Annotated in this window: 17 protein-coding genes and 2 pseudogenes; 4 read left to right on the top strand and 15 right to left on the bottom strand. The window is 72.7% G+C overall.

Going from position 1 to position 18,315, the window contains the following annotated elements; all coding sequences use genetic code 11:
• Positions 1-123 precede the first annotated feature (123 nt).
• Positions 124-567: a hypothetical protein gene (locus BEK98_RS29010; RefSeq protein WP_094219666.1), complete on the top strand. Its 444-nt coding sequence runs from the start codon at positions 124-126 to the stop codon at positions 565-567.
• On the opposite strand, the gene mug is transcribed toward BEK98_RS29010, so the two are convergent.
• The 10 genes and pseudogenes from mug to BEK98_RS29055 all read right to left on the bottom strand — a co-directional run bounded on the left by mug (position 528) and on the right by BEK98_RS29055 (position 11,072).
• Complete coding sequence (mug, locus tag BEK98_RS29015) at positions 528-1,118, bottom strand: G/U mismatch-specific DNA glycosylase (protein WP_208643264.1); 591 nt, start codon at positions 1,116-1,118, stop codon at positions 528-530. The two genes, BEK98_RS29010 and mug, sit on opposite strands and share 40 nt — an antisense overlap.
• Positions 1,115-2,557, bottom strand: a complete 1,443-nt coding sequence (gene purB / locus BEK98_RS29020; RefSeq protein ID WP_094219633.1) for an adenylosuccinate lyase — start codon at positions 2,555-2,557, stop codon at positions 1,115-1,117. Before purB ends, mug begins: the two co-directional genes overlap by 4 nt.
• A gap of 120 nt (positions 2,558-2,677) precedes the next feature.
• Positions 2,678-2,761: pseudogene (locus tag BEK98_RS51345) on the bottom strand (DUF4326 domain-containing protein); the annotation flags it as partial.
• Positions 2,762-2,806: 45 nt separating this feature from the next.
• Positions 2,807-3,595 carry an SGNH/GDSL hydrolase family protein gene (locus tag BEK98_RS29025; protein WP_094219634.1) on the bottom strand — a complete coding sequence of 263 codons (789 nt, stop codon included), beginning with the start codon at positions 3,593-3,595 and terminating at the stop codon, positions 2,807-2,809.
• Positions 3,596-3,686: 91 nt separating this feature from the next.
• Positions 3,687-4,700 carry a hemolysin family protein gene (locus tag BEK98_RS29030; RefSeq protein ID WP_094219635.1) on the bottom strand — a complete coding sequence of 338 codons (1,014 nt, stop codon included), beginning with the start codon at positions 4,698-4,700 and terminating at the stop codon, positions 3,687-3,689.
• Complete coding sequence (locus BEK98_RS29035; protein WP_244202047.1) at positions 4,697-6,115, bottom strand: hemolysin family protein; 1,419 nt, start codon at positions 6,113-6,115, stop codon at positions 4,697-4,699. Before BEK98_RS29035 ends, BEK98_RS29030 begins: the two co-directional genes overlap by 4 nt.
• A gap of 146 nt (positions 6,116-6,261) precedes the next feature.
• Positions 6,262-6,687, bottom strand: coding sequence for a GNAT family N-acetyltransferase (locus BEK98_RS29040; RefSeq protein WP_094219636.1), 426 nt, complete (start codon positions 6,685-6,687; stop codon positions 6,262-6,264).
• Positions 6,688-6,731: 44 nt separating this feature from the next.
• Positions 6,732-7,625 carry an LLM class F420-dependent oxidoreductase gene (locus BEK98_RS29045; protein WP_094219637.1) on the bottom strand — a complete coding sequence of 298 codons (894 nt, stop codon included), beginning with the start codon at positions 7,623-7,625 and terminating at the stop codon, positions 6,732-6,734.
• 62 nt (positions 7,626-7,687) lie between these two features.
• Positions 7,688-10,255, bottom strand: a complete 2,568-nt coding sequence (locus BEK98_RS29050) for an ABC transporter permease (protein ID WP_094219638.1) — start codon at positions 10,253-10,255, stop codon at positions 7,688-7,690.
• Between the two features lie 4 nt (positions 10,256-10,259).
• Positions 10,260-11,072, bottom strand: a complete 813-nt coding sequence (locus BEK98_RS29055) for an ABC transporter ATP-binding protein (RefSeq protein WP_094219639.1) — start codon at positions 11,070-11,072, stop codon at positions 10,260-10,262.
• A gap of 182 nt (positions 11,073-11,254) precedes the next feature.
• On the opposite strand from BEK98_RS29055, the gene BEK98_RS29060 reads away from it, so the two are divergent.
• A complete protein-coding gene (locus BEK98_RS29060) occupies positions 11,255-11,497 on the top strand; it encodes a toxin-antitoxin system HicB family antitoxin (protein WP_094219640.1) in 243 nt (80 codons plus the stop codon).
• Positions 11,498-11,501: 4 nt separating this feature from the next.
• The gene (locus BEK98_RS29065) at positions 11,502-11,876 is read left to right on the top strand and encodes a fic family toxin-antitoxin system, toxin component (RefSeq protein WP_094219641.1); all 375 of its coding nucleotides are present in this window, start codon (positions 11,502-11,504) and stop codon (positions 11,874-11,876) included.
• Here BEK98_RS29065 and BEK98_RS29070 read toward each other — a convergent pair whose 3' ends face one another.
• Together BEK98_RS29070 and BEK98_RS29075 are read right to left on the bottom strand one after the other, a co-directional pair.
• On the bottom strand, positions 11,877-12,569 hold the full coding sequence (locus BEK98_RS29070; RefSeq protein ID WP_094219642.1) for a class I SAM-dependent methyltransferase: 693 nt from the start codon (positions 12,567-12,569) through the stop codon (positions 11,877-11,879).
• Between the two features lie 84 nt (positions 12,570-12,653).
• A complete protein-coding gene (locus BEK98_RS29075; RefSeq protein WP_094219643.1) occupies positions 12,654-13,340 on the bottom strand; it encodes an esterase/lipase family protein in 687 nt (228 codons plus the stop codon).
• 118 nt (positions 13,341-13,458) lie between these two features.
• Between BEK98_RS29075 and BEK98_RS29080 the strand changes: the two genes are divergently transcribed.
• On the top strand, positions 13,459-15,750 hold the full coding sequence (locus tag BEK98_RS29080) for a helix-turn-helix transcriptional regulator (protein WP_244202052.1): 2,292 nt from the start codon (positions 13,459-13,461) through the stop codon (positions 15,748-15,750).
• Positions 15,751-15,862: 112 nt separating this feature from the next.
• On the opposite strand, the gene bioD is transcribed toward BEK98_RS29080, so the two are convergent.
• The 3 genes and pseudogenes from bioD to BEK98_RS29095 all read right to left on the bottom strand — a co-directional run.
• On the bottom strand, positions 15,863-16,579 hold the full coding sequence (gene bioD / locus BEK98_RS29085; protein ID WP_094219645.1) for a dethiobiotin synthase: 717 nt from the start codon (positions 16,577-16,579) through the stop codon (positions 15,863-15,865).
• 1 nt (position 16,580) lies between these two features.
• Positions 16,581-17,870, bottom strand: a complete 1,290-nt coding sequence (locus tag BEK98_RS29090; protein WP_094219646.1) for an adenosylmethionine--8-amino-7-oxononanoate transaminase — start codon at positions 17,868-17,870, stop codon at positions 16,581-16,583.
• Positions 17,863-18,315: pseudogene (locus tag BEK98_RS29095) on the bottom strand (biotin synthase BioB); the annotation flags it as partial. The gene BEK98_RS29090 and the pseudogene BEK98_RS29095, both read right to left, overlap by 8 nt.

Raw genomic sequence — 18,315 nt, forward strand, 5'->3', positions numbered from 1 at the left:
ACCCCGGCGAGTGCCGGGCTCCGGCGACCCGGCGCCAGGAGGCCTGACGGCCCGGCACAGGCATGCCTGACGGCCCGCCAATTGTCAGTGGTGCCCGCTTTACTGGATCACATGGACAACCACATGGACATCGCGAAGTGCCTCACCCTCATCGACCTGCTGTGCGCCCGGGAGTTCCCCACGGCACACGGCAGGACGGAGCACGGCGAGGGCGGGCCCGGCTATCACATAGTCGCCTTACGGACGAGCGGCGAGTTCTGGGAGGACGACGGCACGGACCGGCAGGAGACGGCGGCCCAGTACGAGGCCGACCGGGACGGCCTCGTAGAGCGGCTCACCGACCGATGGGGGCCGCCGCAGCACTTCAGCCTGCGCAGCGTCTTCGGCCGGACGATGCAGGGCGAGGACATAGCCGAGCCGTGGGCCGAACTCAGCGCACACGTACCGGACGTCCACCTGTGGGAGGCGGCCGAGTCGGGCCGCTGGGTCGCCCTCGGCGTCTCCCAGTGGGACAAGGAGCTGCCCTTTCAACTCCTCGGCGTCGTGACCGAGACGGATCCTCCCTGATCCGACGTACCGCCCGCGGCCTCCCGCAGCAGCGCGTACTCCTCCGCCATCGTCGCCGCCGTCCAATGCGCGTTCAGCCCGCTGGGATTGGGCAGCACCCACACCCGCGTGTCCCCGATGGTCCGCTCCTGCGGCCCCACTTGAGCCTTGCGGTCCCCGAAGGCGGCCCGGTACGCGGTCACCCCGACCACGGCCAGCCACCTCGGCCGCCATCGCGTCACCTTGGCCGTCAGCAGCCGCCCGCCCTCGACGTACTCCTCGGCGCTCAACTCGTCGGCCCGCGCGGTCGCCCGCGCCACCACGTTCGTGATGCCCAGCCCGTACGCCGGCAGCTCCTGCTGCTCCGCGGGCTTCAGCAGCCTCGGGGTGAAACCGGACAGGTGCAGCACCGGCCAGAAGCGGTTGCCCGGGCGGGCGAAGTGATGGCCGGTGGCCGCCGTCATCAGCCCCGGATTGATGCCGCAGAACAGCACATGGAGACCGTCCGCGACCACGTCGGGGACGAGACGGTCGCGGGCGGCCTCCAGTTCCGCCTGGGTGAAGCGCGTCAGAGGATCGCTCCCGGCGTGTAGCCGGCGGCCTCCGGGTGCTGCTTGACGATCTCCTCGATCCGGGCGACGACCACGCCGACCTGAGCGGCGGCCGCGCCGGTGAAGGACAGCTTGTCGGCCATCAGGGCCGCCAGCTGGTCCCGGTCGAGCGGCAGTCGCTCGTCGCCGGCGAGCTTGTCCAGCAGGTCGTTGCGCTCGGCGCCCTGCTCGCGCATCGCGAGAGCGGTGGCGACGGCGTTCTCCTTGATCGCCTCGTGCGCGACCTCGCGGCCGACCCCGGCGCGCACGGCGCCCATGAGCACCTTGGTGGTGGCGAGGAAGGGCAGGTAGCGGTCCAGCTCACGGGCGATCACGGCGGGGAAGGCGCCGAACTCGTCGAGCACCGTCAGGAAGGTCTCCAGCAGGCCGTCGAGGGCGAAGAACGCGTCAGGAAGGGCCACGCGGCGCACCACGGAGCAGGAGACGTCGCCCTCGTTCCACTGGTCGCCCGCCAGCTCGCCGGTCATCGAGGCGTAGCCGCGCAGGATCACCATCAGGCCGTTGACGCGCTCGCAGGAGCGGGTGTTCATCTTGTGCGGCATCGCCGAGGAGCCGACCTGGCCCGGCTTGAAGCCCTCGGTGACCAGCTCGTGCCCGGCCATCAGCCGGATGGTCTTGGCCAGCGAGGACGGCGCCGCCGCCAGCTGCACCAACGCGGTCACGACCTCGTAGTCCAGCGAGCGCGGGTAGACCTGGCCGACCGAGGTGAACGCCTGCGAGAAGCCCAGGTGCCGCGCGATCCGGTCCTCCAGCTCGGCGAGCTTCGACGCGTCCCCGCCCAGCAGGTCCAGCATGTCCTGCGCGGTGCCGACCGGGCCCTTGATGCCACGCAGCGGGTAGCGGCCGAGCAGCTCCTCGACGCGGCCGTGGGCGACGAGCAGCTCGTCGGCGGCGGTCGCGAAGCGCTTGCCGAGGGTCGTGGCCTGGGCGGCCACGTTGTGCGAGCGGCCGGCCATGACCAGCTCGGCGTACTCGCCGGCCAGCTTGCCGAGGCGCGCCAGCACGGCCACCGTACGGTCGCGCATCAGCTCCAGCGACAGCCGGATCTGCAGCTGCTCGACGTTCTCCGTCAGGTCACGGGAGGTCATGCCCTTGTGCACGTGCTCGTGCCCGGCGAGGTCGTTGAACTCCTCGATCCGCGCCTTCACGTCGTGCCGGGTGACCTTCTCGCGCTCGGCGATCGAGGCCAGGTCGACGGTGTCGAGGACGCGCTCGTAGTCGGCGATCGCCTCGTCCGGCACCTCGATCCCGAGGTCCTTCTGGGCCCGCAGCACGGCGAGCCAGAGCTGCCGCTCCAGCTTCACCTTCTGCTCGGGCGACCAGAGCGTGGCGAGCTCGGTGGAGGCGTAGCGTCCGGCGAGGACGTTCGGGATGCGGGGCTTGGCGGGCGCAGAAGTCACGTGACCAGATTCTACTGGCGGTTTGTGCAGGCCAGCGCCACGGGGTTGTTCGGCGGATGCTACGAGAGCTGCGCCACTTCGTCCGTGTCGGCCAGTTCCGCCAGTACGTCGGCATGGCACAGCGCGCGTGCCGTCCCGATTCCTCTTCGGGGTGTCGTAGGCGAACGGGTTGTACAGCGGGTGCCGGGGGAGGTCCCAGCCTCCCGCGGCTCTCGGCTTCGCTCGAGCCGGGTGGTCATGGCAAGGACGCTACGCCTGACCCTCGTACGGCAGCAGCTCCGGCCGCTTCGCCGGGCGGCCGTCGCCGGAGGAGCGGCCGGTCAGGCGGCGGCCGATCCACGGCAGCAGGTGCTGCTGGGCGAACCGGGCGTCGGCGACCCGCCGCGTCATCCAGCCCGGCGGCGGCGTGGCCGGCATCGGCGTGCGCCAATCGGTGTCCTCGGGCTCGTAGCCGAGCGTCTGCCACACGGCCTCGGCGACCCGGCGGTGCCCTTCGGCCGTCAGATGCAGCCGGTCGACGTCCCACAGCCGCGGGTCGGCCAGCGACGGCGCTCCGTACAGGTCGACCACCAGGGCGCCGTGCCGCTCGGCCAGCTCGTCGACGCAGGCGAACAGCTCCTCCATGCGCGGCCGGAACCGCTCCAGCACCGGGCCCTGCCGGCCGGGGCTGCGCATCAGCATGAGCTGCCGGCAGCCGGGTGCCAGGCGCTCGACGGCCTCCGTCAGCAGGCCCCGCACCCGACCCATGTCGCACTTGGGCCGCAGTGTGTCGTTGAGCCCGCCGACGAGGGTGATCACGTCGGGCTTCATGGCGACCGCCACGTCGATCTGCTCGTCCACGATCTGCCCGATGAGCTTGCCGCGTACCGCGAGGTTGGCGTACCGGAACCCGGGGGTGCGGGCGGCCATCCGCGTGGCGAGCAGGTCGGCCCAGCCCCGGTAGGAGCCGTCGGGCAGCCGGTCCGACATGCCCTCGGTGAAGGAGTCGCCGACCGCGACCAGGCTGGAGTACGTGGGAGATGCGGGATTCGTCTGCATGGCGACAGCGATGGTATCCCGGCTCCATACTTGCCGGTCGGTCACCCCGGTCGGTCACCCCGGTCCGTCACCCCGGTCGGTCCCGGACGGGTCACGCGGGCTGCGCGAACAGCTCCCGCAGTACGTCCTCCATGGTCACCAGTCCGGCCAGCCGCCCGTCGTCGCCGAGCACGCCCGCGAGGTGGGTACGGCTGCCCCGCATCGCGGTGAGCACGTCGTCCAGCGGGGTGTTCTCGCGCACCCGCGCGATGGGGCGCATGTCGCGCAGCCGGAACGCCGTGTCCCGGGGCAAGGCGTCCAGCGCGTCCTTGACGTGCAGATACCCCACGATCCGGCGGCCCTCGTCGACCACCGGGAACCGGGAGAAGCCCGAGTCGGCCGACAGCCGCTCCAGCTGTTCCGCCGTGACGCCCACGCGTGCGTACACGACCCGCTCCAGGGGTACGACCACGTCCCGTACCGGCCGTCTGCCCAGCTCCAGGGCGTCGTGCAGCCGCTCCTGCGCCCGGTCGTCGATCAGTCCCGCCGCGGTGGCGTCCTTGACGATCTCGGCGAGTTCGGTGTCCGTGAAGGTCGCTGTGACCTCGCCCTTGGCCTCCACCCTGAGCAGCTTCAGCAGCCCGTTGGCGAAGGCGTTGATCGTGAAGATCACCGGCCGCAGCGCCCGGGACAGCGCGACCAGGGGAGGGCCGAGCACCAGCGCGCTGCGCACGGGCTCGGCGAGCGCGATGTTCTTGGGCACCATCTCGCCCAGCAGCATGTGCAGATAGGTCGCCAGGGTCAGCGCGATCACGAAGGACACGGCGTGGCCCGCGCCCTTGGACACGCCGACCGCGTGGAACACCGGCTCCAGCAGATGCGCGATCGCCGGCTCGGCGACCACACCCAGGACCAGCGTGCACAGCGTGATGCCGAGCTGGGCGGCGGCCAGCAGCGCGGAGACGTGCTCCAGGCCCCACAGCACGCTCTTCGCGCGCCGGTCGCCCTCCTGCGCGAGCGGTTCGATCTGGGAGCGGCGCACGGAGATCAGCGCGAACTCGGCGCCGACGAAGAAGGCGTTGACGACCAGCGTCGCCAGACCGATCAGCAGCTGTACGGCGGTCATCGCGCCTCCTCCGTCCTTCCGTGGCTTCGCTCGGTCTTCCGGTCGCGCCGCCCGGTCCTTCGGTCGCTCCGCTCGGTCTTCCCGTCGCCCCGCTCGGTGTCCTTCTCGTCGTCCAGCGGTGCGTGCAGCAGCACGCGGGCCGCCCGGCGCCCCGAGGCGTCCACCACGTCCAGCCGCCAGCCGGCCACCTCAACGCCGTCCCCGACCTCGGGTATGCGGCCCAGCGCGGTGGCGACCAGGCCGGCCAGGGTCTCGTACGGCCCCTCGGGCACGCGCAGACCCACGCGCGCGAGCTGGTCGGTGCGGGCGGCGCCGTCCGCGGAGTACAGGGCCCGGCCCTCGCTGTCGGCGCCGGCGGGGGCGAGGTCGGGCGTCTCGTGCGGGTCGTGTTCGTCCCGTACCTCGCCGACGACCTCCTCGACGATGTCCTCCAGCGTCGCGACGCCCGCCGTACCGCCGTACTCGTCGATGACGACGGCCATGGTGCGCTTGCCCGAGAGGCGGTCCAGCAGCCGGTCGACGGTGAGCGACTCGGGCACCAGCAGGGGCTCGCGCACCACCTGCGTGACCGAGCGGCGGGGCCGCTCGTCGGCGGGCAGGGCCAGGACGTCCTTGATGTGGGCGACGCCGACGACCGAGTCGAGGCTGCCGCGGTAGACCGGGAACCGGGACAGGCCCGTCGCCCGGGTCGCGTTGGCCACGTCCTCGCAGGTCGCCTGGGTGTCGAGGGCGACGACCTGGACGCGCGGGGTCATCACGTTCTCCGCGGTGAGGTCGGCCAGGTTCAGCGTCCGGACGAACAGCTCGGCGGTGTCCGCCTCCAGCGCGCCCGCCTTGGCGGAGTGCCGGGCGAGGGCCGCCAGCTCCTGGGGCCCGCGCGCGGAGGCCAGCTCCTCGGCGGGCTCGAGGCCGAACCGGCGCACCATGTGGTTGGCCGTGTTGTTGAGGTGCGTGATGAAGGGGCGGAAGACGGCGCTGAACCAGCGCTGCGGGTTGCCCACCCGCTTGGCCACGGCCAGCGGCGAGGAGATCGCCCAGTTCTTCGGCACCAGCTCGCCGACCACCATCAGGAACACCGTCGACAGGGCCGTGCCCAGCACCAGTGCGACCGAACTCGCCGTGGTGGACGACAGACCCATCGCCTCCATGGGGCCGGCGAGCAGCTTGGCGATCGACGGCTCGGAGAGCATGCCGACCACCAGGTTGGTGACCGTGATGCCGAGCTGTGCGCCGGAGAGCTGGAAGGTCAGGTTCCGTACGGCCTTCAGGGCGCCGGCCGCGCCGCGCTCGCCGCGCTCGACGGCCCGCTCCAGCTCGCCGCGCTCGACCGTGGTCAGCGAGAACTCGGCCGCCACGAAGGCGCCGCAGGCCAGCGAGAGCAGGATCGCCACCAGAAGGAGCAGCACTTCGGTCATCGGGTCACCACCCCTGTCCCATGATCGGACAGGGCGGGGCGGAACGCGCGGTGTCGCGGACTGGGAGGATCGCCCATGGGCGGACGCTCACAACCTTTCGTCGAGGGCCGAGTACTCCCCCAATGGTAAAGGATGAGCAAAGCGCCCTAGTCGGCGAGCGGCTTCACCCAGCGGCGCCACTGCTCCTCCGGCGTGTACCCGGCCGCCCGCCAGGCGTGCTGCGCGGTCTCGTTGCGGACCAGCACCATCGCGTCCCCGCGCCGCCCCCCGAGCCGTACGAATCGCTCCTCCGCGGCGGTCAGCAGCGCCGAGCCGATGCCCTGCCGCCGCCGCTCCGGATGTACCGCGAGCCGGTACAGATGGCAGCGCCAGCCGTCGAAGCCCGCGATCACCGTGCCGACCAGCTCGCCCGCCAGCTCGGCGAGGATCAGCGCCTCGGGATCGCGGGTGACCAGCCGCTCCACTCCGTCGCGGTCGTCGCTGATGCTGGTGCCCTCGGCGGCCGTCTTCCAGAAGGCGAGGACGGCGTCCAGGTCGGCGGGCCGGGCGGAACGTATACGCAGTTCGATCATGGACTCACCCCATCACACAGGGCCGCTCCCGCCCGGGTATTCCATCATGCGGACTCCTCCCGCAGCCGGGCCATCACCGGCGCGAACGCCTCCATGTGGGGCTCCAGGACGGTCAGGTACGAGACCCCGAACCGCTCCCGCTGCGCCCGCACCCGCGCCACGACCTCCTCCAGCGGGCCGGCCAGCACCACCGGCAGGGCCAGCGCCCGGTCCAGGGTCAGCTGCGGCTGCCGCTCCAGCAGCGGCTTGAGTACGGGCTCCGGGTCGTCGGTGACGGCCACGAGCTGCAGGAGCAGATTCAGCTCGGCGGGTTCCGCCCGGCCCGCCGCCAGCTCCCGGTAGCGGGCCACCCGCTCGTCCACCGCCTCGGCGTCGGTGGGCTCCAGCTTCCCCGTCGTGGTGCCCGGCACCAGCCGTGCCCCGGTGAAGCCGACGATGTCCGCGCGCTCGGCGGCCAGCCGCAGCATCCGGTCGCCGTTGCCGCCGAGCAGCAGCGGTACGCGGGGCTGGGCGGGCCGGGGTCGGTACTCCTCGGAGCCGAGCAGCCGGTCCAGCTCCTCCACCATGTGCCGCAGGTGGTCCATGCGTTCGCGCGGGGAGCCGTACGGCAGCCCGGCCGCCTCGTGCTCGGACTGGACGTAGCCGGTCCCCAGGCCGAGTTCGAGACGGCCGCCGGTCAGCGCGTCCGTGGTCGCGATCTCGCGGGCCAGCAGGGCCGGATTCCAGAAGCCGGCGTTGAGCACGAACGTGCCGAGCCGGGGCCGCTCGGTCGCCTCGGCGGCCGCCACCAGCGCCGGGAACGGCGCGGGCATACCGAGATGGTCGGGGACGAGGATCACGTCGTACCCGAGCTGCTCGGCGCGGCGGCACTTGGCGCGCCACTCCCCGGCGGGCGCGGGAGTGAGCAGGCTGACTCCGAAGCGGAACGGGCGCGGCATGAACTCTCCTCGGCGGTAAGCGACTTGAGCCGTGAGCTACTCGGGTCTCCGCCGCGATTCCATCACTCGTGCGCGATGGCCGCCAGCACATTCATGCGGGATGCACGCAGCGCCGGCAGCAGCGCCGCCACGACGCCCACCACCGCCGAGCCGATCACGACCGCGACGATCGTGCCCCAGGGGATCGCGAGCGCGGTCATGCCCTGCAGGGCCAGCACCTGCTGCGTGCACACGCCCCACACGAGCCCGAGACCCAGCCCCAGGACCGCCCCGAACACGGCGATCACCACCGACTCCAGCCGGATCATCCGCCGCAGCTGCCGCCGGCCAAGACCGATCGCGCGCAACAGCCCGATCTCCCGGGTGCGCTCCACCACCGACAGGGCCAGGGTGTTGACCACGCCGAGCACGGCGATGACGATCGCGAGTCCGAGCAGCGCGTACACGAGGTAGAGCAGCACGGCGATCTGGTCGTGGACGAGCTTCTTGTAGTCGGCCTGGTCGCGCACCTGGACCTGCGGGTAGGGCTTCAGGGTCCGCTCCAGCCGGGAGCGCAACTGGTCCGCGCCGGTGCCGGCCGCCTTGTCGACGTAGAGCGCCGCGTCCTGGCCGCCGGGCACGTACTTCTCCACGGTGGTGATGCCGAAGAACAGCCCGCCCTGCATGCCGAATCCGCCGCTGCCGCCCTGGTCGGTCAGGGCGCCTACCTTCATCTCGGTCGTGCGGCCGCCGGGGAACTCGACGGGAAGCGTGCTGCCCAGGCGCACATGGTGGTCCCGGGCGAAGGTGACGTCCATGCCGAGGCCGCCGTCCGCGAGCGCCGCCGCGCTGTTCCCGGCCGTGTAGGTGACATGGGCGACCTCGTCGACCTGGGGGTCGTAACCGGCGGCGGTCGTCTCCACCCGCTTGCCGTCGGGCAGGCGTACGGCCACGGGTGCGAACCGCTGCCGTACGACGAGCCGTACGCCCTCGGTGCCGCGGACCTTGTCGGTGATCTCCTGGGTGAACGGCAGGAAGTTGGCGTTCTGGACGGTGAAGTCGGCGCCCAGCGTCTTGTCGATCTGCCGGTCGAACGACGCCGACATGGAGGCGCTCGCCACCGACATCCCGCCGACCAGCGCGAGGCCCACCATCAGCGCGGCCGCGGTGGCGCCGGTGCGGCGCGGATTGCGCAGGGCGTTGCGCTGGCTCATCCGGCCGACCGAACCGAACAGCGCGGGGAAGGCACCGCCCAGGACCCGGATCACCGGGCGTACCAGCAGCGGCCCCGCGATCACGGTCGCGATCAGCGTCAGGACCACGCCGAGGCCCAGCAGGGAGGCCGCCGAAGCGGTCTTCGTGGCCGCCGCGCACCCGGCCAGCGCTGCCGCGCCGGCCACCCCGACCACGGCCCCGACGATCGCCCGCACCGTCAACGGCTTGCCCACCCCGGCGACTTCGGCGTCCGCGAGCGCCGCCATCGGCGAGACCCCGGCCGCGCGCCGCGCGGGCAGGTACGCGGCGACGAAGGTGACCCCGACGCCGACGACGTAGGCCGCGACGGGCGTCGGCAAGCCGATCACCATCTCCGTGGCCTTCAGGTTCATCCCGAACGCGCTCATCAGCCGGATCAGCCCGAACGCGAGCCCGATCCCGGCCGCGAGGCCCAGCGTGGAGCCGACGACACCGAGCAGCACCGCCTCGGTGAGCACCGACCGCCGCACCTGCCGCCGGTCGGCGCCCAGGGCGCGCAGCAGGCCCAGTTCGCGGGTGCGCTGGGCGATCAGCATGGAGAAGGTGTTGACGATCAGGAAGATGCCCACGAGCACGGCGATGCCGGCGAATCCCAGCATCACGTACTTGATCACGTCCAGGAATCCGCCGAGGTCGGCCGCGGCCGACTTGGCCTGCTCGTCCGCGGTCTTCAGGTCGTACGTGCCGGTGCCGATCGCCTCGCCGACGCGGTGTTTCAGCTCCGCGTCGGTCACGCCCTTCGCCGCGTCCACCGAGATGCTGGTGGCCCGGTCGGCGGAGCCGAGCAGCTCACGGGCGGCCACCGCGGGGTCCAGGAAGACCAGGGCCGCGCCCGGGTTGGTGGTGGTGAACGTGGCGATGCCGACGATGCGGACCCGGAAGGTGCCCGGCTGCGCCTGCACGGTCAGGGTGTCGCCGATCCGTACGTGCTTCTTGTCGGCGGTGTCCGCGTCGAGCAGCGCCTCGCCCGCACCCCGCGGCGCATGACCGGAGGTCAGTTTCACCGGGCTGCGGTGGGTGACGTACCAGGAGGTGGCGATCGTCGGGGCGCCCGTGGTCGGGCCGACGGACTGGTCGTGGCTGTCGACCACCACCACGTTCTGCACCGACACGTCCGCGTGGGCCGACGCGACCCCGTCGACCTTCGCCACCCGGTCCTTCAGGGCCGTGGGCACGCTCTGGACGGCGCCGCTCGGCACCGGGGACTTCAGGTCCTGCTTCGGCTCGACCGTCACATCGGCGGAGGTCGAGGCGAACAGCCGGTCGAAGGTACGGGTGACGGTGTCGGAGAAGATCAGGCTGCCCGCGACGAACGCCACGGACAGGACGACGGCCAACGCGGACAGCGCCAGCCGGCCCTTGTGCGCGAGGAAGCTTCTCAGGGTCGCCTTGAGCACCGGGTCAGTCCTCCAGGGCGGTGCTGTCGTCGCCGAGCCGTCCGCGCACCACGTCGAACGCCTTCATCCGCTCCAGTACGGCGTCCGCCGTCGGCCGCTCCATCCGGTCCACTATCCGCCCGTCGGCGAGAAAGAGCACCAGGTCGGAGTGGGCGGCGGCGCCGGGGTCGTGGGTGACCATGACGACGGTCTGCCCGAGGTCGTCCACGGCGCCGCGCAGGAAGCCCAGTACTTCGAGACCCGCCCGTGAGTCGAGGTTGCCGGTGGGCTCGTCGGCGAAGATCAGCTCGGGCCGGGAGGCCAGCGCCCGCGCGCAGGCGACCCGTTGCTGCTGCCCGCCCGAGAGCTGCGCCGGGCGATGGGTCAGCCGCCCGCGCAGCCCGAGGGTGTCGATGACCTGGTCCAGCCACTTCTCGTCGGGCCTGCGGCCCGCGATGTTCATGGGCAGCGTGATGTTCTCGGCCGCGTTCAGCGTCGGGATGAGGTTGAACGACTGGAACATGAACCCGATCCGGTCCCGCCGCAGCCGGGTCAGCTCGCGGTCCTTCAGGCCGGTGATCTCCGTGTCCCCGAGCCAGACCTGACCGGCCGACACGCTGTCCAGACCGGCCAGACAGTGCATCAGCGTGGACTTCCCCGAGCCCGAGGGGCCCATCACGGCGGTGAAGCGGCCGCGCGCTATGTCCACGTCCACCGAATCCAGGGCGAGCACGGTCGTCTCGCCCGAGCCGTACGCCTTGGTCAGCCCGCGGGCGCGGGCCGCGATCCCGCCGTCCGGCGCCCGGTCCGGCGCGTGTTCCGCAGCAGGTGTGGACAAGACCGCCTCCCGGTCGTCTGGACGTCCCGACTCCTGGTCGGGGCCGAGCCTAGTGTGACCCGCCCCACAGCCGGAATCCCTCGTGGGGCCGAGGATCCGGAGACCGTGTAAGGGGCACCTAGGAGCACGTCCTCCCGGGGAGGCTCTTGCCGTTGCTAGCACCTCGGCGCTAGCGTCGAAGCATGGCGAAGACCCAGCTGAACGTGCGCGTGGACGAGGACACCGCCCGCGCGGCCCGCGAGCGCGCCCTGGCCCGCGGCATGAGCGTCAACCGCTACATCGAAGAGCTGGTCAGACAGGACGCCGGGGAGGCCGGCCGCACCTTCGTGGACGCCGCTGCCGACTTCATGAAGCAGTACGAGTCCGTGTTCGCCGAGGAGTTCACCGAGACGCACGGCACCGACTCCGGCGCGGGCCGCAGCTGATCCCTTGAGCGATCTCAGCATCGACCTCGCCTGGCTGCTCATGCTCGCCGAACAGAAGACGCCCGGGGACCCGCAGGTCACCGACTGGGGCGCGCTGGTCGCCGCCGTCGCCCGGCACCAAGCCGAGATATTCGGCGTCCCCGTCTACGACACCCCGCACGCCCGCGCCGCGGCCCTGCTCCAGCTGCTCATCCACGTGCCCGCGCTGGAGCGCTCCAACGCGCTGTTCGCCTCGGCCGTCGCCTACGCCTATCTGGTCGCCAGCGGCCTGAAGGTCGTCACCACACCCGAGCAGGTCCGCGACCTCGCGCGGCTGGTGAAGAGGGACGAGGCGAGCATCGACGACATCGCCCGGGAGCTGCGCCGCTGGAGCCTGTGATCAGCGCCGGCCCGGCTCGTCGGGCCGCCAGGCGGTCCCCAGCACACAGTACGAGGTGGGCAGCTTCGGCCCTCGCTCCGGCAACAGCATCCGCCGCAGCGGGCCGAGTTCGAACCCGGCCTCGCGCAGCGCGGCCACCGGCTCCCGGGACAGGTGGCAGCCGCCGTTCAGCGCCGGCCACAGCCGCCGGTCCAGGGTGCGCTGGGTCAGCGTCATCACCCGGCCGCCGCCCTGCCCGTGCTCGAAGAACCGCACCTCGCCGCCGGGTCGGAGCACCCGCCGTGCCTCGCTCAGCGCCCGGGTCACGTCCCGCACGCTGCACAGCACCAGCGACAGCACGACCGCGTCGAAGGCCTCGCTCTTGACGGGCAGCGCCTCCGCCGCACCGGGCACCACGTCGACCGGCACCTGGGCGCGCAGGGCGGACTCCAGCGCCAACTTCCTGAGCAGCGGCTCCGGTTCGATCGCCACGACCTCCGCGACCGCCGCCGGATAGTGCGCGAAGTTCAGCCCGTTGCCCGCGCCGATCTCGATCACCCGCCCGGACAGCCCCGCGAGCAGCCGCTCACGCACCCCGGCCATCCCCAGCCGGGACTCCAGGGCCACGCTGATCCGGGCGTAGCGACGGGCGAACAGCGGGTGGTGGACGGAACTCCGCGCCACCTTGCCGGAACCGGCCGACGACAGCCGCATGGCAACCTCCCGGAGGACAGGCCTACGGGGATTGTCCCCCGTACGGTCCCGTCGCACCCCCGCCGAACGCGTCACGCTAGCGGCTCACGAGATGAAGTCGCGCACCTGTTCGTAGACGCCGTGGTCGTTGTTCATGTCGGTGTGCGAGATGCAGCCGACGTCGACGTTGGTCGCCCCGCTCAGCTCCGCCGAGGTGTCGGGGTTGATCGCCTCGTCGCAGTCCGACCAGTAGGCGGCGTACGCCACGCTGCCGGGCGTCTCGTCGCCGGAGTTCAGCGCGGTCAGGAACGCGCTGCCGGTCTGCATCTCCTTGCACGAGGTGTACAGCCACCCGCACAGGGAGGCGACGGAGGTGCCGTGGTTCACCCCGGCGACCGACACGAAGTGGTCGACGTACGACGTTCCGCCGAGGTTCTTCAGGTAGTAGCGGCCGTTGAGCGCGCCCATGGAGTGGACCACGACGTCGACCTTCGAGGCACCGGTCTGCGCCAGCACGCTCTTGACCTCGGTGGCCAACTGCTGGGCGGTGGTGGCGTTGGACTGCTTCCAGTCGTACGACCAGGCGAACAGCTCCGAGGAGCTGTAGCCGTCGGCCTCGAAGTCCGCGACCCAGTCGTCCCAGCTGCTCGCCGAGCTGCTGATGCCGTGCACGAACACGATCGGATCGTGGCTCGCGGCGTGCGCGGGGGCGGCGGTGAGGGGGAGTGACAGAAGGAGCGATGCGGTCATCGCCGACAGTGCTGTGGCGACGCGACGCTTGTGGCGCTGCATGATGCCTCCTGAAACGGGTGGGGATGCCAGGAGTGTCAGGACGGGTCTACGCGCGCCGCATCGGTGAAGTCGCCAGTCTTTACTAATCAACTAACTCGCCAGTAACGTCGATGGTGTGGTGACTCCGGTCAACCCCCCACCCCAGCACCGCACTTCGCCACCGCAGCCCTCGGAAGCCGTCCGCGCCCGGCTCCTGCGGCTCGTGTACGGCGATCCCCACGCCGTCGCCGAGGCCGTACCGCGCCTGACCGCACGTCAGCGGACGGGTCTGGACCCGCTGCCCACCGAACCGGCTTCCCTCGTACCCGAGTTGCTGCACGCCCTGCGCCGGGAGATCCGGGCCCTGCCGGACGACACCCGTCTCCTGCTCCTCCTCGCCGCCGCCGACCAGCATCCGGTGGCCGCTCACGCCTACCTGCGCGCGGTGGCGGCGGCTCGCCTGGACACCCGCCCCCTGGAGGCCGCCGAGGCGGCGGGCGTCGCCCAAGCCACGGCCGGGGGCGTCGTGTTCCGCGACGCCTGGACGCGGATCGCCGCCTACGAGGCCGCCTCCCCGGCCGACCGGCGCGAGGCCCACCGGCTGCTCGCCCGGGTGCTCGGCGGCGGCAGCGAGACCGCCCGCAGGGCCTGGCACCGGGCTGCGGGCGCGCTGGGCCCCAGCAGGCGACTCGCGGCCGAACTCCGCACCGCGGCGGACCGCGCCCGCGCGGCCGGTGAGCCGGCCCTGGCCGGCGCCCTCGCCGAACGCGCCGCCACCCTCTGCCCCGACCCCCACGAACAGGCCCGCCTCCTGGCCCGCGCGGCCACCGACGCCTGGCACGCGGGCCACCCCGACCGAGCCCACCACCTCGCCGCCCGCACCGACACCCCCGCCCTCGCCGGCATCCTCGCCCTCCGGGCGGGCAACGCGGCGGAAGCCTTCGACACCCTGCTCACCACGGCGGCCCGACAGAAACACCCCTCCGAATCAGCCGAGTTACTGGCCCTCGCAGCGGAAGCGGCCGTCTACACCGGCGACTTGAGACGCACCCGGCAGGCCTGCACCCTCGCCCACCGCCTGGCCATCCCACCCCCTGGCCTCCTACCCGCCCTCGCAGCGGCCTCCGAAGGCGACTACGAGACCGCCCGCGACCTGCTCCGGGAGACGGCGGGGTGGTGCGGGCTCGGAGGCGATTCAGGCTCTGTCGGCTCAGGGCATTCGAACTCGGCCGGCACTGGCCGTGACGCGTCCGTGAGCGGTTTCGGCGGCGAGGCCGCCCCGCCCGGTCCCGGTGACGGCTCCGCCATCTGTGTTCCCGGCAGTTCCCCCACCCTCCTCATCCACGCAGGCGTAGCCGCCCTGATGCTCGGTGACCACCCCCGGGCCACCACCGCCACCCTGCGTGCCGCCGCTGCGGCCCGGGCCCAGGGGAGCCCCGTGATCGAGGCTCAGGCCCTGGAGTTCCGTGTGTACGCCGACTTCTGGACCGGGCGTACCCGTGCTGCCGAGGCCGCCGCGCGGGACGCCCTGCGGCAGGCGTATGCCACCGGGCAGGACAACGGGGCCTGCCATCTGCGGGCCGCTCTCGCCATGTTCGCGGCGGTCACCGGGGACGAGGAGGGCTGCCGTGCGCATGCGGCGGCAGCCCGTGCGCATGCCCTTGCCCGGGGGCTCGGTCTGCCCGCCGCTCTCGCCCAGTGGGCGCTGGCCTTTCTCGACCTCGCCACCGGCCGCTTCCCCGCCGCCGCGGCCCGGCTGCGCGCGCTCGCCGGATTCGGTCCGGGACACGGCCACCGCGCCATCCGGCACCTGGCCACCCCGCACTACGTGGAGGCCGCCGTCCGCACCGGCGACACCCGGGTGGCCCGTGCCGCCCATGCCGACTACGAGCGCTGGGCAAGGGCCATGGGCGGCCCCGACGACCTCGCCCTCAGCGCCCGCTGCCGGGCCCTGCTCGCACCCGGCACCGAGGCCGTCGAGCACTACCGGACCGCCCTCGACCTGCACGCCCGCGGCACCCGCGACCTCGAACGCGCCCGCACCGAACTGCTGTGCGCGAGCGCCCTGCGCAGGCTGCGCCGCCGCGCCGAGGCCCGCGACCGGCTGCACAGCGCCCTGGAGGCCTTCGAGTCCTTCGACGCCCCGCACTGCGCGGCCCGGGCCCGCGCCGAACTCCGCGCCCTGGGCACCCCGGTGTCCGCACCCGTCGCGACGGACCCGGCCGCCCTGCTCACGGCCCAGCAGCTGACGGTGGCCCGCATGGCAGCGGAGGGCGCCACCAACCGTGAGATCGCCGACCGGCTCGCCCTCAGCCCCCGCACCATCGACCACCATCTGCGCGGAGTCTTCGCCCGCCTGGGCATCCGCTCACGGATCGAACTGGTACGACTGCTCGACGGCCCCCGGGGCGAGACCACGGGCGACCACTGAATCCGGTTCGCCGATCCTTGTCGGCCTCCCGGGCCGCGGGGCCCGTGCCGCAGCGCACGAACCCCGATCGCTCACGCCGACGTCCGGCACAGGTCGCACAGCCCCCGGAGGGTCAGGGCGCCTCCCGGATCCGGAACGCCTCCGCGTCCCACGTCCCGTACAGGCGCGGGGCCAGCCACTGCGGTGCCGTCGTGCGGAAGTCGGCGGGCGGAAGTGCCCCCGCCCCCGCGGGCAGTGCGCCGAGGAGGGGGGCGGCGGCCACCTCCGGCAGGTCCATGACGTTGCAGCGGGAGGCGAGGTCGGGGGCGTCGGGCCAGCTGCCGATCACCACGCCGGCCAACTCCAGCTCACGGGCTCGCAGTTCACGGGCCGACAGTTCCGTGATGTTCAGCGTGCCGAGGCCGGCCGAGGCCACGAGCAGCAGCGGCGCGTTCAGCAGCCGCGCGGCGTCCGCCAGCGTCCCGCCCGCCGCGTCGAACCGTACGAGCAGCCCGCCCGCCCCCTCGACCAGCACCAGATCGTGCTCGGTGGCCAGCTTCGCCGCGGCCTCGGCCACCTCGTGCGGATGCACCGGGGCCATCCCGGCCCGCCGGGCCGCCGTACCCGGAGCCAACGGCTCGGGGTACCGGGCCAGTTCGGCGGCCGTGACGGGACCGGCGAGCCGGACGACCTCGTCCGCGTCGCCGCGCTCGTCCGGCCGTACCCCCGTCTGCGCGGCCTTCAGCACGGCGACCGACTGCCCGGCCGCGAGCGCCGCGGCGGCGACGGCCGCGGTGGTGACCGTCTTGCCGATCTCCGTGCCCGTCCCCGTGATCACCAGTACCGGCATCTCATCCCTCCCGCGCCGCGGCGCACACACCGCGTGCGATCCGTGCCAGGTCCGCGTCCGAGGTGACGTACGGCGGCATCGTGTAGATCAGGTCGCGGAACGGGCGCAGCCACACGCCCTCCCGTACGGCGGCCCGGGTGGCCGCGGAGACGTCCACCTCGTGGTCGAGCTGGACCACCCCGATGGCGCCGAGCACGCGGACGTCCTTCACACCCGGCAGCTGGGCGGCCGGAGCGAGCCCCTCGCGCAGGCCCGTCTCGATCCGCCCGACCTCCGCCCGCCAGTCCTGCCCGAGTAGCAGCTCGATGGAGGCGCAGGCCACGGCGGCCGCCAGCGGATTGCCCATGAACGTCGGCCCGTGCGCGAGCACCGGCACCTCGCCCCGGGAGATGCCGTCGGCCACACGCGCGGTGCAGAGCGTGGCCGCCATCGTCAGATAGCCGCCCGTCAGCGCCTTGCCCACACACATCACGTCCGGTGTGACGCCCGCGTGCTCCGCAGCGAACAGCGCACCCGTGCGCCCGAACCCGGTGGCGATCTCGTCGAACACCAGCAGCACGTCGTGCGCGTCGCACGCCTCGCGCAGCACCCGCAGATACGCGGGGGAGTGGAACCGCATCCCGCCCGCACCCTGCACCACCGGCTCCACGATCACCGCGGCCAGCTCATCGGCGTGCCGCTCGATCGCCGAACGCAACTGCTCCGCGTACGACTCCTCGTACTCGGCCGGCGGCGGGCCCACGAACACCTGACGCTGGAGCACGCCGGTCCACAGCTCGTGCATCCCGCCCTCGGGGTCGCACACCGACATCGGCTGCCAGGTGTCGCCGTGGTAGCCGCCCCGCCAGGTCAGCAGCCGCTGCTTGCCGGGGCGGCCGAGCGAGCGCCAGTACTGCAGGCACATCTTCACGGCGACCTCGACCGACACCGACCCGGAGTCGGCCAGGAACACATGCTCCAGGCCCTCGGGTGACAAGTCGACAAGGAGCTTTGCCAGCCGTACGGCGGGCTCGTGCGTGAGCCCGCCGAACATCACATGGCTCATCCGCCCCAGCTGCTCGCGCACCGCCTCGTTGAGGACCGGGTGGTTGTAGCCGTGGATCGCCGACCACCACGAGGACATGCCGTCGACGAGTTCGCCCGAGCCGTCCGCCGGCCGCAGCCGGACCCCGCTCGCCGACTCCACGACGAGCGGTTCGACACGCCCGGGCATCGGACCGTACGGATGCCACACGTGCCGGCGGTCCAGCTCCAGCAGCTCGGGCACGCTCAGGCCGGACAACTCAGGCATTGGGCGCGAGATCCGTTCCGGCACCCCTGCGGCGGACGGCGACCAGGTCGGTGCGCGGCTCGTTCGTGGCCGGCCCGGACGCCGTACCGCACACGCCCGCTCCTTCGTGCGAACCGCAGACGGATCCGCACCCGGCCTCGCCGTGCGACCCGCAGCCCGCGTCGGCGTGCGAACCGCACCCACCCGCGACGGCATCCGCCCGGTGCTGCGGCAGCGTCACCTGGTCGGCGCCCTCCACCTCGAAGCCGGCGTCGGCGATCATGTCCAGGTCGGCCTGGCCGGCCTGGCCCTCGCTGGTCAGGTAGTCGCCGAGGAAGATGGAGTTGGCCAGGTTGAGGGCGAGGGGCTGCATGGTGCGCAGGTGGACCTCGCGGCCGCCCGCGATGCGCACCTCGACGTCCGGGCAGACGAAGCGGACCATCGCGAGGATGCGCAGGCAGCGCTG

Origin of the sequence: Streptomyces diastatochromogenes, from assembly GCF_002242805.1 — a bacterium.
In the GTDB taxonomy this organism is placed as follows: Bacteria; Actinomycetota; Actinomycetes; order Streptomycetales; family Streptomycetaceae; genus Streptomyces; species Streptomyces diastatochromogenes.

Excerpts from the sequence above, each read along its gene's own strand:
- BEK98_RS29070 (WP_094219642.1), bottom strand. The coding sequence starts at position 12,569 with ATGCGGCTGTCGTCGGCCGGTTCCGGCAAGGTGGCGCGGAGTTCCGTC.
- BEK98_RS29040 (WP_094219636.1), bottom strand. The coding sequence starts at position 6,687 with ATGATCGAACTGCGTATACGTTCCGCCCGGCCCGCCGACCTGGACGCC.
- BEK98_RS29035 (WP_244202047.1), bottom strand. The coding sequence starts at position 6,115 with ATGACCGAAGTGCTGCTCCTTCTGGTGGCGATCCTGCTCTCGCTGGCC.
- BEK98_RS29030 (WP_094219635.1), bottom strand. The coding sequence starts at position 4,700 with ATGACCGCCGTACAGCTGCTGATCGGTCTGGCGACGCTGGTCGTCAAC.
- BEK98_RS29025 (WP_094219634.1), bottom strand. The coding sequence starts at position 3,595 with ATGCAGACGAATCCCGCATCTCCCACGTACTCCAGCCTGGTCGCGGTC.
- BEK98_RS29090 (WP_094219646.1), bottom strand. The coding sequence starts at position 17,870 with ATGCCTGAGTTGTCCGGCCTGAGCGTGCCCGAGCTGCTGGAGCTGGAC.
- BEK98_RS29075 (WP_094219643.1), bottom strand. The coding sequence starts at position 13,340 with ATGCAGCGCCACAAGCGTCGCGTCGCCACAGCACTGTCGGCGATGACC.
- BEK98_RS29010 (WP_094219666.1), top strand. The coding sequence starts at position 124 with ATGGACATCGCGAAGTGCCTCACCCTCATCGACCTGCTGTGCGCCCGG.
- BEK98_RS29060 (WP_094219640.1), top strand. The coding sequence starts at position 11,255 with ATGGCGAAGACCCAGCTGAACGTGCGCGTGGACGAGGACACCGCCCGC.
- bioD (WP_094219645.1), bottom strand. The coding sequence starts at position 16,579 with ATGCCGGTACTGGTGATCACGGGGACGGGCACGGAGATCGGCAAGACG.
- BEK98_RS29045 (WP_094219637.1), bottom strand. The coding sequence starts at position 7,625 with ATGCCGCGCCCGTTCCGCTTCGGAGTCAGCCTGCTCACTCCCGCGCCC.